We start from the raw sequence: 14,425 nt of genomic DNA, 5'->3' as shown, positions 1-14,425 counted from the left end.
CCTTGTCCAAGCGCGCGGTTCGAAGCCGCTTGTCAAACCGTCAGAACGTGCACGATGCAGATCGGCTTCTTGCCCCACTGCTCGCTCAGCGCGGCCCGCACCGCCCGGCGCACCGATTCTCCCAGCGCATCGGGATCGCGGCGCCTTGGCTTCGGCAGGCCCTCGATCGTCGAGACCACCACGTCGAACACGATGTCGTCGAGCAATTCGCCGGCGGCATTGTTCTCCGGCATGCCGACCAGATCAACCTCGGGATCGTCGGCCATTTCGCCCTGCTGGGTCATCGCGATGGCGACGAAGGCGCAGCCGGCGAAGCCCATCCGCCGCCGCTCGACCACGGCTCGTGACTTGGAATCCTCCAGGATGGTGCCATCCTTGTAGAGCCGGCCCGCCGGCACTTCGCCGATGATGCCGGGCTCGCCGGGCCCGAGTTTGATCAAGTCGCCATTGCGGCAGGTCAAGACTTTCGGCACGCCGGCCGCGCGCGCCAGCTTGGCGTGCTCGGCAAGATGCAGCGCCTCGCCATGCACCGGGATCAGGAGCTGCGGCCGCACCCAGGAGATCATGTCGCGCAGCTCGTCGCGACGCGGATGGCCGGAGACGTGCACGAGGTGCTCGCGGTCGGTGATGATTTCGACGCCCTGCGTCACCAGCCCGTTGATGATGCCGCCGACCGCCTTCTCGTTGCCGGGAATGGTGCGCGAGGAGAAGATCACGGTGTCGCCCTTGTTCAACGTCACCTGGGGATGGTCGTTGTTGGCGATCCGGGCCAGCGCGGCGCGGGGTTCGCCCTGGCTGCCGGTGCACAGCGCCAGCACCTTGTCGGGCGGGAAATGGCCGTAATAGTCGGTGCCGCGGAACTTGTGCGAGGCGTCGAGATAGCCGCATTCACGCGCGACCTGCACCACGCGCTCCATGGCGCGACCGACCACCACGACCTCGCGATCGGCGGCGTTCGCAGCATCCGCCACCGCCCTCACCCGGGCGACGTTGGAGGCGAAGGTCGTGACCGCAACCCGGCCCTTGGCCGCCTTGACCAGCTTCTTGATCGTGGCCGCAACCTCGGTCTCCGAGGGCGAGCGCCCGTCGCGCACCGCGTTGGTGGAATCGCCGACCAGCGCCAGCACGCCTTCGTCGCCGAGCTCGCGCAGCCGCCGCTCGTCGGTCGGTTGGCCGATGATCGGGGTCGGATCGATCTTCCAGTCGCCGGTGTGCAGCACGGTGCCGACATCGGTCTTGATCGCCAGCGCGTGCGATTCCGGAATCGAATGTGCGACCGGGATGAATTCGACATTGAACGGGCCGATGTCGACCCGCCCGCCCGACGGAATTACCGTGACCGGGATTTTCGGCGGGTTGCGCTCGGCGGCGCATTTGGCCTCGAACAGCGCCGCGCTGAACTGGGTTGCGTAGATCTTGCAGCCGAGCTTCGGCCAGAGATCGATGATCGCGCCGAAATGATCCTCATGGGCGTGCGTCAGCACGAGGCCCATCAGGTTGTTGCGCTCCTTCTCCAGGAAGCGGACGTCCGGCATGATCAGGTCGATGCCCGGCAGATGCTCCTCGTCGCCGAAGGAGACGCCGAGATCGACCGCGAGGAACGAGCGCTGGTGGCGGTTGCCGAGGCCGTAGATCGACAAGTTCATGCCGATCTCGCCGACGCCGCCGAGTGGTGCAAAGGTGAGCTCGTCGGGTCGCGCCATCAGTTCGCCCTCACCGAGGCCGCGGTGCCGAAATAGACCTCGCCGGCGGCGACCGGAACGCGCTTGCCCTCGGCCGTGGCCACGATCAGACAGCCGGTCTCGTCGATGGTCTCAAAAATGCCCTCGATGGTGGCCGAGCCGGTATTGACCGCGACCTCACCGCCGAGCCCGGCCGCGCGCTCGAGCCAGCGCCGGCGGATTTCGGCAAAGCCGCGGCCGTCGTCCCAGATGCCGCGGAACTCGACCCAGGCATCGGACAACGCCATGAACAGCTCCTCAGCACTGATCTGGACCCCGAGATCGGCCAGCGACACCGCGGGTGTCGGCGTGCCCTCGGGTGCCGCGACGACATTGGTGCCGATGCCGACAACGACCACGAGGCGGTTACCGACGGCTTCGGCTTCCATATTGATGCCGACCAGCTTCGCACCGCCTGCGAGCACGTCGTTGGGCCACTTCAACGCATATCTCGGCCGGTCAGAACCGAGACGAAGCGCCGCCTCGACGCTGACCTGCTCCAGGGCGGCCGCCTCCGACAGCCCGGCGACAAAACCGAGCGTCGCAGCAACGGCCGGCGGCACGTCCATCGATTCGAGAATGCTGCTGGCAAGGTTGCCGCGTGGCGCGATCCAGACCCGCTGGCGCCGCCCGCGGCCCGCGGTCTGCTCGGTCGTCACGAACCACATCGGCCCCTGCTCGCCGTCGCGGGCGCGCAGCATCGCCTCGGCATTGGTCGAGCCGATCTGATCGAAGGCGGCGAGTTTGGTGCCCGCCGCAATGGCCCGGGGTCCGAGCTTGAAGGTCATATCGGAGTTATGCGCATGATCCGTTCCGAAAGCCAGCATCCCGTTTCGGAACCATACGCATCAGAACAGCGACTTCGCCGCCGCAGTGGCCACGCTGACCAGCGGGCCCGGATAGGCGAAGAAGAAGATGTTGAAGATGCCTGCGACCGCCAGCACGGTGCGCAGCTCGACACGGACCGGGTCGAGCTTGCCGAGCGGCTGGTCGAAATACATCACCTTGACGATCGACAGATAGTAGAACGCGCCCACCACGCTGGTCAGCACGCCGATCACCGCCAGCGTGAACAGGTTAGCCTTGATCGCGGCGACGAACACGTACCACTTGCCGAAGAAACCGGCGAGCGGCGGAACGCCGGCCAACGAGAACAGCAGCATCGCGAAGATGAAGGCGATCAGCGGGTTGGTGCGGGACAGGCCGGCGAAATCGCTGATCTGCTCCAGCGCCTGGCCGTTGCGCTTCATCGCCAGGATGATGCTGAAGGAGCCGAGCGTCATCGCGACATAGATCGCGATGTAGATCAGCACGCCCTGCGCGCCCTCGACCGTGCCGGAGGCAAGTCCGACCAGCGCAAAGCCCATATGGCCGATCGATGAATAGGCCATCAGGCGCTTGATGTTGGTCTGGCCGATTGCGGCGAACGAGCCCAGCGCCATCGAGGCGATCGCCACGAATACCAGGATCTGCTGCCACTGGCTGACGATGCCGGGGAACGCGGTCAGCGTCGCCCGGGTAAACACCGCGAGCGCCGCGACCTTCGGCGCGGACGCGAAGAACGCCGTCACCGGGGTCGGCGCGCCCTCATAGACGTCGGGCGTCCACATGTGGAACGGCACCGCCGAGACCTTGAAGCAGAGGCCCGCGAGCAGGAACACCAGGCCGAACACGATGCCGATGCTGCCGGTTGTGGCGGCCGCCGCGATGCCGGCGAACGAAACCGTGCCGGTGAAGCCGTAGATCAGTGAGGCGCCGTACAGCAGCATCCCCGACGACAGCGCGCCGAGCACGAAATACTTCAGGCCCGCCTCGCTCGACTTGGCGTTGTCGCGCTGGCTGGCGGCGACGACATAGAGCGCAAGGCTCATCAGCTCGAGGCCGAGATAGAGCGCGATCAGGTCGCCGGCCGAGATCAGCACCATCATGCCGAGCGTCGACAGCAGCACCAGGATCGAGAACTCGAAGGTGCGGCTCGACGGCTGGGAGAGGTATTCGGTCGACAGGATCAGCGTAGCCGCCGACGCGATCAGAGCGAGGACCTTCAGGAAGCGGGCGAAGTCGTCGACGATGAAGCTGCCGCCGAAGGTCACGAGCTTGCCGGCCGGCAGCCAGAGCTCCAGCGCGCCGGTCACGACCAGCAGCAGCACCGCGAGCGTGGTGACGAGGCGCGTCGTCCCCTGCCCGCGATAGGCTCCGATCATCAACAGCACCATGGCGCCGACCGCGAGCACCAGCTCCGGCAGCACCGGCTGCAACTGATAACCTGCACTGGAAAAGCTCATGGGCTACGGCCTTACTGCGTAACCAGCGCGGCTGCCTTCACGGCAGTCACGGCGGTTTGGTAATTGTTGACGAGTTGCTGCACCGAGGCGGCCGACATATCGAGCACCGGCTTCGGATAGACGCCGAACAGGATAGTCAGCGCGATCAGCGGGAACAGCGTCACGCATTCGCGGAAGGTGAGATCCTTGATCGACATCAGCGACGGCTTGACCAACGCGCCGAACACCACCTTGCGGTAGAGCCAGAGCGCGTAACAGGCCGACAGGATCACGCCCGTGGTGGCGAAGAATGCCGTCGGCAGCGAGATCTTGAAGGTGCCGAGCAGCGTCATGAACTCGCCGACGAAGCCGCTCGTGCCCGGCAGACCGACATTGGCCATGGTGAAGACCATGAAGGTCATCGCATAGAGCGGCATCCGGTTGACGAGCCCGCCATAGGCCGCGATCTCGCGGGTGTGCATGCGGTCGTAGACGACGCCGACGCAGAGGAACAGCGCGCCGGAGACGATGCCGTGCGAGACCATCTGGAACATGCCGCCGGCGACGCCCTGGGTGGTCACCGCGAAGATGCCCATGGTGACGAAGCCCATATGCGCGACCGAGGAGTACGCGATCAGCTTCTTCATGTCCTCCTGCATCATCGCCACCAGCGAGGTGTAGATGATGGCGATGACAGACAGCGTGAACACGAACGGCGCGAAGTCGTGGCTGGCCAACGGGAACATCGGCAGCGAGAAGCGCAGGAAGCCGTAGCCACCCATCTTCAGGAGGATCGCGGCCAGGATCACCGAGCCGGCCGTCGGTGCCTCGACGTGCGCGTCAGGCAGCCAGGTGTGTACCGGCCACATCGGCATCTTCACCGCGAACGAGGCGAAGAAGGCGAGCCACGCCCAGGTCTGCATCGACCGCGGCACCGCGGTGTGCATCAGGGTCGGGATGTCGGTGGTGCCGGCGTTCCAGTACAGCGCCATGATGGCGAGCAGCATCAGGACCGAGCCGAGGAACGTGTAGAGGAAGAACTTGAACGACGCGTAGACCCGGCGCGGGCCGCCCCAGACGCCGATGATCAGGAACATCGGGATCAGGCCGCCCTCGAAGAACAGATAGAACAGCACGAGGTCGAGCGCCGAGAAGGTGCCGACCATCAGCGTTTCCAGGATCAGGAACGCCATCATGTATTCGCCGACGCGCTGCGTCACCGACTTCCAGCTCGCGATGATGCAGAGCGGCATGATCGCGGTGGTCAGGATGATCAGTGGCAGCGAGATGCCGTCGACGCCCATGTGGTAGGTGATGCCGGTGGCGAGCCAGGACGCCTTCTCGACGAACTGGAAATCGGTCGAGGCCGGGTCGAAGCGCGCGACCAGGATCAGCGACACCGCGAAGGTGATCAGCGTGGTCCACAGCGCGATCCAGCGCGCCGTGCGGTTGGCGCTCTCGTCGCCGCCCCGCGCCAGGAGATAGACCAGGATCGCGCCGACCGCCGGCAGGAAGGTCGTGACCGAAAGGATGGGCCAGGTTGTCATTTACTGGCCTCCCAAGCCGAACATGAACCAGGTGATCAATCCGGCGGCTCCGATCAGCATCGCGAAGGCGTAGTGATAGAGGTAGCCGGTCTGCAATTTCACGACATTGCGGGTGATGTCGAGTACGCGGGCCGAGACGCCATCGGGACCGAAGCCGTCGATGATGAAGCCGTCGCCCTTCTTCCACAGCGTGTAGCCAAGCCACTTCGCCGGACGCACGAAGATCCAGTCGTACAGCTCGTCGAAGTACCATTTGTTGAGCAGGAACTGGTACAGCATCGGCTGCTGGTTCGCGAGCTCGACCGGCAGATACGGCCTGCGGATGTAGAACAGATACGAGACGAACAGGCCGAGCGCCATCATCACGGTGGGCAGCGGCGCGAGCCAGCTCGGCATGTGCTCCATGTCCTCGAGGATGTGCGGGTTCATCTTAATGGACTCGCGGAAGAACTCCTCGACGCCATGCGGGCTGGCGAACACTTCCTTGAACGGCAGGCCGGCCAGGATCGAGCCGGCGGCAAGCACGCCGATCGGCACCAGCATCCAGACCGGGCTCTCATGCGCCGCCTCGTAGTGCTTCTGGTCGTGCGGCTCGCCGAAGAACGTCTTGAAGATCAGACGCCAGGAGTAGAACGAGGTCAGGCCGGCGGCCACGATCGTCAAGAGATAGGCGTAGGTCGCGAACGGATTGTGCGCGGCATAGGCCGATTCGATGATCGCGTCCTTGGAGAAATAACCGGCGAACAGCGGGAAGCCGGTCAACGCCAAGGTGCCGATGCACATCACCGCGAAGGTGTACGGAATCTTGCGCCACAGACCACCCATGTTGCGGATGTCCTGCTCGTGGTGCATCGCGTAGATCACCGAGCCGGAGCCCAGGAACAGCAGCGCCTTGAAGAAGGCGTGCGTGAACAGATGAAACATGCCGACCGAATAGGCCCCTGCTCCCATCGCCACGAACATGTAGCCGAGCTGCGAACACGTCGAGTATGCGACGATCCGCTTGATGTCGTTCTGCACGAGGCCGATCGTGGCGGCGAAGAACGCCGTGGTCGCACCGAAGAACATCACGACCGCCTGCGCGGTCGGCGACAGCTCGAACAGCGGCGACAGCCGCGCCACCATGAAGACGCCGGCGGTGACCATGGTCGCGGCGTGGATCAGCGCCGACACCGGGGTCGGGCCTTCCATCGCGTCCGGCAACCAGGTGTGCAGCAGGAACTGCGCCGACTTGCCCATCGCGCCCATGAACAGGAACAGGCAGGTCAAGGTGAGCGCGTCAGGGTGCCATCCGAAGAAGTCGATGGTCTTGCCGGTCAATCCCGGCGCGGCATGGAAGATGGTCTCGAAATCGGTCGAGCCGACCAGCGCATAGATCGAGAAGATGCCGAGCGCGAAGCCGAAGTCGCCGACGCGGTTGACCACGAAGGCCTTGATCGCGGCCGCGTTGGCCGATGGCTTCTGGTACCAGAAGCCGATCAGCAGGTAGCTCGCGAGACCGACGCCCTCCCAGCCAAAGAACAGCTGCACGAGATTGTCGGAGGTCACCAGCATCAGCATCGCGAAGGTGAACAGCGAGAGATAGCCGAAGAAGCGCGGCCGGTTCGGGTCCTCGTCCATATAGCCGATGGAGTAGAGGTGGACGAGCGCGGACACGGTGTTGACCACGACCAGCATCACGGCGGTCAGGGTGTCGACGCGAAGCGTCCAGGCCACTTGGAGGTCGCCCGAGGTGATCCAGGGCAGCAGCACGACGCGAGCGCATGGTGCATGAAGCCGACATCGACCAGCGTGAACCAGGACAGCGCCGCCGAGACGAACAGCAAGCCCGTCGTGATCAGCTCGGCCAACCGGGACCCCGCCGCCGGCGGCTCGGAGACGTGATGGTCGTCGTGGCCATGATCGTCATGGCCGTGATCGTCGTGCGCCGCCGACGCATGAGCGTCGGAAGCATGGGCATCGCCATGCGCGTCGTCGTGGTGATCGACGGTGTCGCCGCTCGGGCAGCGCGCGTGCGCGCCGGTCAGAGCGATAATGCCTGCGAGGATGGCGCCCAGCAGAGGCAGGAAGACAATTGCCTGAACCATGACTGCGCCTAGCCCTTCATCAGATTGACGTCTTCAACCGCGATCGAACCGCGGTTTCGGAAATACACCACCAGCACGGCGAGACCGATCGCGGCCTCGGCCGCCGCCACCGTCAGCACCAAGAGCGCGAACACCTGGCCGACGATGTCGCCGAGGAAGGTCGAGAACGCCACCAGATTGATGTTGACCGAGAGCAGGATCAGCTCGATCGACATCAGGATGACGATGATGTTCTTGCGGTTGAGAAAGATGCCGAGGATCCCGAGCGTGAACAGGATCGCGGCGACCGCGAGGTAATGCCCGAGCCCGATCGTCATTTCACCCACTCCGCCGCATCGGCATCCTGCAGGCCCTGCCCCGACGCCACCTTGCGCATCGCCATCGCCATCTCGGGCGTGCGCGCGTTCTGAACGTTGATGTTCTGCCGCTTGACGTTGGCCTTGTGGCGCAGCGTCAGCACGATGGCGCCGATCATCGCGACCAGCAGCACCATGCCGGCGAGCTGGAAGTAATGGATGTACTTCGTATAGAGCACGAGGCCGAGCGCCTCGGTGTTGCTGACATTGGTCGGGATCGCGGCCGTGATCGTCTTGGTCACCTGCGGGTTGATTACCCAGGCGCCGACCACGAGCAGCAGCTCGAACAGGAAGATGCCGCCGATCACGATGCCGATCGGCAGATACTGGATGAAGCCTTCGCGCAGCTCGACGAAATCGACGTCGAGCATCATGATCACGAACAGGAACAGCACCGCGACCGCGCCGACATAGACCACGATCAGCATCATCCCGAGGAACTCGGCGCCCATCAGGATGAAAAGCCCGGCCGCGTTAACGAAGGCCAGGATCAAGAACAGCACGGAGTGCACGGGATTGCGCGAGACAATCACCATGACCGCCGAGGCCACGCAGACCGCGGCAAACAGATAGAAGAACAGCGCCGGAAGGATCATGCCCTCACCTCACCGGTACGGCGCGTCGAGCGCGATCGACTTCGCGATCTCGCGCTCCCAGCGGTCGCCATTGGCGAGCAGCTTCGCCTTGTCATAGTAGAGTTCCTCGCGGGTCTCGGTCGCGAATTCGAAATTCGGTCCCTCGACGATGGCGTCGACCGGGCATGCCTCCTGGCACAGGCCGCAATAGATGCACTTCACCATGTCGATGTCGTAGCGCACCGTGCGGCGGGTGCCGTCGTTGCGGCGCGGACCGGCCTCGATCGTGATCGCCTGCGCCGGGCAGATCGCCTCGCACAGCTTGCAGGCGATGCAGCGCTCTTCACCATTCGGATAGCGGCGCAGCGCGTGCTCGCCGCGGAAGCGCGGCGAGATCGGCCCCTTCTCGAACGGATAGTTCAGCGTCGGCTTCGGCTGGAAGAAATAGCGCATCGCCAGGAAGAACGCCGAGACGAATTCCGAGAGCAGGAGCGAGCGGGCTGTTGCGTTGACATTGACACTCATGACGGCCTCACTTCGGCGCGATGCCGGCGAACTGCAGCACGCCGGCCACGATCACCACCATCGCCAGCGACAGCGGCAGGAACACCTTCCAGCCGAGCCGCATCAGTTGATCGTAGCGGTAGCGCGGCACGATCGCCTTCGCCATCGCGAACATGAAGAACATGAAGAACACCTTCAGGGCGAACCAGACGATGCCCGGGATCCAGGTGAACGGCGGCAGGTTGACCGGCGGCAGCCAGCCGCCCAGGAACAGGATCGACGCCAGCGCGCACATCGTGGTGATCGCGACGTACTCGCCGAGCATGAACAGCAGATACGGCGTCGAGCCGTACTCGGTCATGAAGCCGGCAACCAGCTCGGATTCGGCTTCGACCAGGTCGAACGGCGGGCGGTTGGTTTCGGCGAGCGCCGAGACGTAGAACACCACGAACATCGGGAACAGCGGCCACACATACCAGTTCAGGATGGTGAGCTGCGGCAGGCCGATCAGGTGCGCCAGACCGCGGGTGTTCTGCGCTTCGACCACCGCCGAGAGATTCAGTGAACCGACGCAGAGCAGCACGGTGATGATCACGAAGCCGATCGAGACTTCATAGGACACCATCTGCGCCGCCGAGCGCAGCGCGGCGAGGAACGGGTACTTCGAGTTCGACGACCAGCCGGCCATGATGATGCCGTAGATCGACAGCGACGAGATCGCGAAGATGTAGAGAATGCCGACATTGATGTCGGAAATCACCCAGCCGAGATCGAACGGGATCACGGCCCAGGCGGCCAGCGCCAGGATGCACGACACCAGCGGTGCGAGCAGGAACACGCCCTTGTTGGAGCCGGACGGAATCACCGGCTCCTTCAACACGAATTTCAGCAGGTCGGCGAAGGATTGCAGCAATCCGAACGGGCCGACCACGTTGGGGCCGCGGCGGATCTGCACCGCCGCCCAGATCTTGCGGTCGGCAAGCAGGATGTAGGCGATCGCGATCAGCAGCACGACCAGCAGCAACAGGCTCTCCGCGACCATGATGATCAGCGGCCAGAGGAAGCCGGTCCAGAACGAGCTTGCGAAGAATTCAGCCATCAGGTCACGCTCACTCCGCTGCCGTCAGCATTCGGCCCGACGCCAGCCGCGAGCATTCCGCCATCACGGCAGAGGCCCGCGCGATCGGGTTGGTCAGATAGAAGTCCTCGACGGTCGGCTTGAAGGCCGCCTTGTCGACGCTGCCGCCCTTGCCGGCCAACGCCTTGACGTCATCAGCCTTGCCGGCCTCGATCTGGTCGAGCCGCATCAAATGCGGCGAGGTCTTGAACATCGCCTGGCGCAACGCCTGCAGCGAGTCGAACGGCAGCCTCTTGCCGAGCACGTCGGACAGCGCGCGGATGATCGCCCAGTCCTCGCGGGCCTCACCCGGCGGGAACGCGGCACGGTTCGCGATCTGCGCCCGCCCCTCGGTGTTGACGTAGATGCCGGACTTCTCGGTATAGGCGGCGCCCGGCAGGATGACGTCGGCGCGGTGCGCGCCCTGATCGCCATGGGTGCCGATATAGACCACGAAGGTGCCGTCCGGCGCCTTGATCTCGTCGGCGCCGAGCAGGAACAGCACGTCGAGCGTGCCGAAGGTCGTCATCTGCGCGGTGGTCAGGCCGCCGGCCGCAGGCGAGAAGCCGATGTCGAGCGCACCGGCACGCGAGGCGGTGTCCTGCAACACGGCAAAGCCGTTCCAGCCGTCCTTCAGCGCGCCGACATCGACCGCGAGCTTGGCGGCTTGCGCCAGCACCGCTGCGCCGTCATGCCTGGTGTAAGCGCCAGGGCCGACCAGGATGATCGGGTGCTGCGCGTTCTTGAGCACGTCGGCAAACGAGTGCTTGCCGGCCGCAAGATCGGCCAGCGTGTCGGTGCCCGCGCCGAGGTATTCATGGTCGTAGGTGAAATCGGACTTGGCGCCGATCATGCCGACCTTGAGGCCGCCGGTGCGCCAGCGCTTGCGGATCCGCGCATTCAGCACCGCGGCTTCCTTGCGCGGATGCGAGCCGATGATCAGGATCGCGTCGGCCTGGTCGATGCCGGCGATGGTCGGGTTGAAAATGTAGGAGCCGCGGCCGGCCTTGGCGTCGAACGCGTCGCCGCCCTGCACCGCCAGATTGACCGAGCCGAACTTCGCCAATAGCTCCTTCAGCGCATACATTTCATCGACCGCGGCGAGATCGCCCGCGATGGCGCCGATCCGCTTGCCGTCGGTGCGGCCGGCCTTGGCGGCGATGGTGGCAAAGGCTTCCTGCCAGGTCGCAGGCCTGAGCTGGCCGTTCTCACGCACATAGGGCCGGTCGAGGCGCTGCGTGCGCAGGCCGTCGACGACGTGGCGGGTCTTGTCGGAGATCCACTCCTCGTTCACGGCCTCGTTGATACGCGGCAGGATGCGCATCACCTCGCGGCCGCGGGTGTCGACGCGGATGGCCGAGCCGACGCCGTCCATGACGTCGACCGACTGCGTCTTGCCGAGCTCCCAGGGCCGCGCCGCGAATGCATAGGGCTTCGAGGTCAGCGCGCCGACCGGGCAGATATCGACGAGATTGCCCTGCAGCTCCGAGCTCAGCGCATGCTCCAGATAGGTGGTGATCTCCATGTCCTCGCCGCGACCGGTCGCGCCCATTTCCGGGGCGCCGCAGACTTCGGCGGAGAAGCGGACACAGCGCGTGCACTGGATGCAGCGGTTCATCGAGGTCTTGACCAGCGCGCCGAGATACTTGTCCTCGACCGCGCGCTTGTTCTCGGCGAAGCGGCTGGTGTCGACGCCGTAGCCCATCGCCTGGTCCTGCAGATCGCACTCGCCGCCCTGATCGCAGATCGGGCAGTCCAGCGGATGGTTGATCAGCAGGAACTCCATCACGCCTTCGCGCGCCTTCTTGACCATCGGCGAACGGGTCGAGATCTCCGGCGGCTCGCCCTTCGGGCCCGGACGGCAGTCGCGCACGGCCCAGGCGCAGCTTGCGACCGGCTTCGGGCCGCCTTTCACCTCGACCAGGCACATCCGGCAATTCCCGGCGATCGACAGCCGCTCGTGATAGCAGAAGCGCGGAATCTCGGCGCCGGCCGCCTCGCACGCCTGCAACAGCGTGTACTCCGGCGGCACATCGATCTCTTTGCCATCGACGATGATCTTGCTCATGTCTCTTCTCTACTCCGCCGCGACCATGTGGACGGGATCACGAACGCCCTGATCGTCGAGATCGGCCTTGTGCGAATACTGATCGATGCGCTCTTCGATCTCGTGACGGAAATGCGCAATCAGACCCTGGATCGGCCACGCCGCAGCGTCGCCGAGCGCGCAGATCGTGTGACCCTCGACCTGCTTGGTGACCTCGAGCAGCATGTCGATCTCGCGCTTGTGGGCGCGGCCGTCGGCCATGCGGGTCAGCACGCGCCACATCCACCCCGTGCCCTCGCGGCACGGCGTGCACTGGCCGCAGCTCTCGTGCTTGTAGAAATAGGAGATGCGCGCGATCGCCCGGATCAGGTCGGTCGACTTGTCCATCACGATGACGGCCGCGGTGCCGAGGCCCGAGCGCAGCTTGCTCAAGCTGTCGAAATCCATCGGCGTGTCGATGATCTGCTCGGCCGGCACCATGCGCACCGACGAGCCGCCGGGGATCACGGCCTCAGATTGTCCCAGCCGCCGCGGATGCCGCCGCAGTGCTTCTCGATCAGCTCACGGAACGGGATGCCCATCGCCTCTTCGACGTTGCAGGGCCGCTCGACGTGACCGGAGATGCAGAACAGCTTGGTGCCGACATTGTTCGGCCGCCGATACCGGCGAACCAGGCGGCGCCGCGGCGCAGGATGTCGGGTGCGACCGCGATCGACTCGACATTGTTGACGGTGGTCGGGCAGCCATAGAGACCGACATTGGCCGGGAACGGCGGCTTCAGCCGCGGCTGGCCCTTCTTGCCCTCGAGGCTCTCCAGCAGCGCGGTTTCCTCGCCGCAGATATAGGCGCCGGCGCCGTGCGCGACGTAGATGTCGAACGGCCAGCCGTTGATGTTGTCCTTGCCGACCAGCTTGGCCTCATAGGCCTGGTCGATCGCCGCCTGCAGCCGCTCGCGCTCGCGGATGAACTCGCCGCGGATATAAACGTAACAGGCATGCGCGCCCATCGCGAAGCTCGCGAGCAGACAGCCCTCGACCAGGAGGTGCGGATCGTGCCGCATGATCTCGCGGTCCTTGCAGGTGCCGGGCTCGGACTCGTCGGCGTTGACGACGAGATAGCTCGGACGACCGTCCTTGGACTCCTTCGGCATGAAGGACCACTTCATGCCGGTCGGAAGCCCGCACCGCCGCGGCCGCGCAGGCCCGACGCCTTCATCTCGTTGATGATCCAGTCGCGGCCCTTGTCGATAATCCCCTTGGTGCCATCCCAGGCGCCTCGGCGGCGCGCGCCCTCGAGGCCCCAATCATGGAGACCGTAGAGGTTCTTGAAGATGCGGTCCTTGTCGTCGAGCATGCTCAAAACTTTCCGAACATCACCGATTGGCTTGGGAGTAAGCGAGCCCGGCGGCGCAGCCGCCGAACACGATGGCCCACAGCAGGCTGGATTCCAGCGTGGCGCTGAGGCCGTAACGTTGCAGCAGGAACATGAAGCCGGCCGCGACGGCGGTGTGTAGCGCGATCTTGCGCCAAGCCATCATCGAAGCCGCCCTCCCCATCCCCACTGCCTGCACCTGAGAGCCCCCCATCAGGTGGTTTCCTTCAGCGTCGTCGGCCCGCCTGCGGGCGCCGAGAACTGACGGTCGATCTGCGGGCCCGGCTTCGGCGGATTGCCGGCGGCAAAGCCGTCGAGCACCTTGCCGAAGCTTTCCTTGGTCAGGTCCTCATAGGTGTCCTTCCAGATCAGCACCATCGGCGCGTTCACGCAGGCCCCGAGGCACTCGACCTCTTCCCAGGAGAAGTTGCCGTCCTTCGACAGCTGGAAGGGATCGTGATGGATGCGATGCTGGCAGACCTCGATCAGGTCGGCGGCGCCGCGCAGCCGGCACGGCGTCGTGCCGCAGACCTGGACATGCGCCTTCTTGCCGACCGGCGAGAGCTGGAACATGGTGTAGAAGGTCGCGATCTCCAGCATCCGGATATGCGGCATCTCGAGCAGGTCGGCGACGGCGCGGATCGCCGCTTCCGACACCCAGCCGTCATGCTGCTCCTGCACGCGCCACAGGATCGCGATCGCGGCCGAAGCCTGGCGGCCCGGCGGGTACTTCTCGATCTGCTTCTTGGCCCAGGCAAGATTCTCGTCCGTGAACGTGAAGCTCGCGGGCTGCAATTCCTTCGGGGCAAGGCGGCGGACGGACATCGATCAAACTC

11 protein-coding genes and 2 pseudogenes are annotated in these 14,425 nt (G+C 65.1%); all 13 read right to left on the bottom strand.

Annotated features, from left to right (window positions below):
* Window positions 1-32: 32 nt before the first annotated feature.
* Complete coding sequence (locus ALC15_RS05260) at window positions 33-1,703, bottom strand: ribonuclease J (RefSeq protein WP_050626368.1); 1,671 nt, start codon at window positions 1,701-1,703, stop codon at window positions 33-35.
* Entirely contained in the window at window positions 1,703-2,509 is an 807-nt protein-coding gene (locus tag ALC15_RS05255) for a biotin--[acetyl-CoA-carboxylase] ligase (protein WP_050626367.1), read from the bottom strand. Before ALC15_RS05255 ends, ALC15_RS05260 begins: the two co-directional genes overlap by 1 nt.
* 60 nt (window positions 2,510-2,569) lie before the next feature.
* The gene (gene nuoN, locus ALC15_RS05250) at window positions 2,570-4,006 is read right to left on the bottom strand and encodes an NADH-quinone oxidoreductase subunit NuoN (protein WP_050626366.1); all 1,437 of its coding nucleotides are present in this window, start codon (window positions 4,004-4,006) and stop codon (window positions 2,570-2,572) included.
* 11 nt (window positions 4,007-4,017) lie between these two features.
* Entirely contained in the window at window positions 4,018-5,532 is a 1,515-nt protein-coding gene (locus ALC15_RS05245; protein ID WP_050626365.1) for an NADH-quinone oxidoreductase subunit M, read from the bottom strand.
* Window positions 5,533-7,619: pseudogene (gene nuoL, locus ALC15_RS05240) on the bottom strand (NADH-quinone oxidoreductase subunit L). It lies immediately after the preceding gene.
* A gap of 8 nt (window positions 7,620-7,627) precedes the next feature.
* Complete coding sequence (gene nuoK, locus ALC15_RS05235; RefSeq protein ID WP_016841823.1) at window positions 7,628-7,936, bottom strand: NADH-quinone oxidoreductase subunit NuoK; 309 nt, start codon at window positions 7,934-7,936, stop codon at window positions 7,628-7,630.
* Entirely contained in the window at window positions 7,933-8,571 is a 639-nt protein-coding gene (locus ALC15_RS05230) for an NADH-quinone oxidoreductase subunit J (protein WP_021079176.1), read from the bottom strand. The genes nuoK and ALC15_RS05230 overlap by 4 nt, the downstream gene beginning before the upstream one ends.
* 9 nt (window positions 8,572-8,580) lie before the next feature.
* Window positions 8,581-9,075 carry an NADH-quinone oxidoreductase subunit NuoI gene (gene nuoI, locus ALC15_RS05225; protein WP_018271854.1) on the bottom strand — a complete coding sequence of 165 codons (495 nt, stop codon included), beginning with the start codon at window positions 9,073-9,075 and terminating at the stop codon, window positions 8,581-8,583.
* A gap of 7 nt (window positions 9,076-9,082) precedes the next feature.
* Window positions 9,083-10,153, bottom strand: coding sequence for an NADH-quinone oxidoreductase subunit NuoH (gene nuoH, locus ALC15_RS05220; protein WP_050423875.1), 1,071 nt, complete (start codon window positions 10,151-10,153; stop codon window positions 9,083-9,085).
* Between the two features lie 10 nt (window positions 10,154-10,163).
* Window positions 10,164-12,239, bottom strand: a complete 2,076-nt coding sequence (gene nuoG, locus ALC15_RS05215; protein ID WP_050626364.1) for an NADH-quinone oxidoreductase subunit NuoG — start codon at window positions 12,237-12,239, stop codon at window positions 10,164-10,166.
* Between the two features lie 9 nt (window positions 12,240-12,248).
* Window positions 12,249-13,571: pseudogene (nuoF, locus tag ALC15_RS05210) on the bottom strand (NADH-quinone oxidoreductase subunit NuoF).
* Window positions 13,572-13,590: 19 nt separating this feature from the next.
* Entirely contained in the window at window positions 13,591-13,755 is a 165-nt protein-coding gene (locus ALC15_RS44705; protein WP_094193681.1) for a hypothetical protein, read from the bottom strand.
* A gap of 47 nt (window positions 13,756-13,802) precedes the next feature.
* On the bottom strand, window positions 13,803-14,414 hold the full coding sequence (nuoE, locus tag ALC15_RS05200; RefSeq protein WP_016847752.1) for an NADH-quinone oxidoreductase subunit NuoE: 612 nt from the start codon (window positions 14,412-14,414) through the stop codon (window positions 13,803-13,805).
* Between the last annotated feature and the right edge of the window lie 11 nt (window positions 14,415-14,425).

This window comes from Bradyrhizobium viridifuturi (genome assembly GCF_001238275.1).
Taxonomy (GTDB): Bacteria; Pseudomonadota; Alphaproteobacteria; order Rhizobiales; family Xanthobacteraceae; genus Bradyrhizobium; species Bradyrhizobium viridifuturi.
The sequence above is the reverse complement of the archived record's forward strand: the minus strand, read 5'-3'. Positions and strand labels throughout refer to the sequence as shown.

Excerpts from the sequence above, each read along its gene's own strand:
- ALC15_RS05230 (WP_021079176.1), bottom strand. The coding sequence starts at position 8,571 with ATGATCCTTCCGGCGCTGTTCTTCTATCTGTTTGCCGCGGTCTGCGTG.
- nuoI (WP_018271854.1), bottom strand. The coding sequence starts at position 9,075 with ATGAGTGTCAATGTCAACGCAACAGCCCGCTCGCTCCTGCTCTCGGAA.
- nuoE (WP_016847752.1), bottom strand. The coding sequence starts at position 14,414 with ATGTCCGTCCGCCGCCTTGCCCCGAAGGAATTGCAGCCCGCGAGCTTC.
- nuoN (WP_050626366.1), bottom strand. The coding sequence starts at position 4,006 with ATGAGCTTTTCCAGTGCAGGTTATCAGTTGCAGCCGGTGCTGCCGGAG.
- nuoH (WP_050423875.1), bottom strand. The coding sequence starts at position 10,153 with ATGGCTGAATTCTTCGCAAGCTCGTTCTGGACCGGCTTCCTCTGGCCG.
- ALC15_RS05255 (WP_050626367.1), bottom strand. The coding sequence starts at position 2,509 with ATGACCTTCAAGCTCGGACCCCGGGCCATTGCGGCGGGCACCAAACTC.
- ALC15_RS05260 (WP_050626368.1), bottom strand. The coding sequence starts at position 1,703 with ATGGCGCGACCCGACGAGCTCACCTTTGCACCACTCGGCGGCGTCGGC.
- ALC15_RS44705 (WP_094193681.1), bottom strand. The coding sequence starts at position 13,755 with ATGATGGCTTGGCGCAAGATCGCGCTACACACCGCCGTCGCGGCCGGC.
- ALC15_RS05245 (WP_050626365.1), bottom strand. The coding sequence starts at position 5,532 with ATGACAACCTGGCCCATCCTTTCGGTCACGACCTTCCTGCCGGCGGTC.
- nuoK (WP_016841823.1), bottom strand. The coding sequence starts at position 7,936 with ATGACGATCGGGCTCGGGCATTACCTCGCGGTCGCCGCGATCCTGTTC.
- nuoG (WP_050626364.1), bottom strand. The coding sequence starts at position 12,239 with ATGAGCAAGATCATCGTCGATGGCAAAGAGATCGATGTGCCGCCGGAG.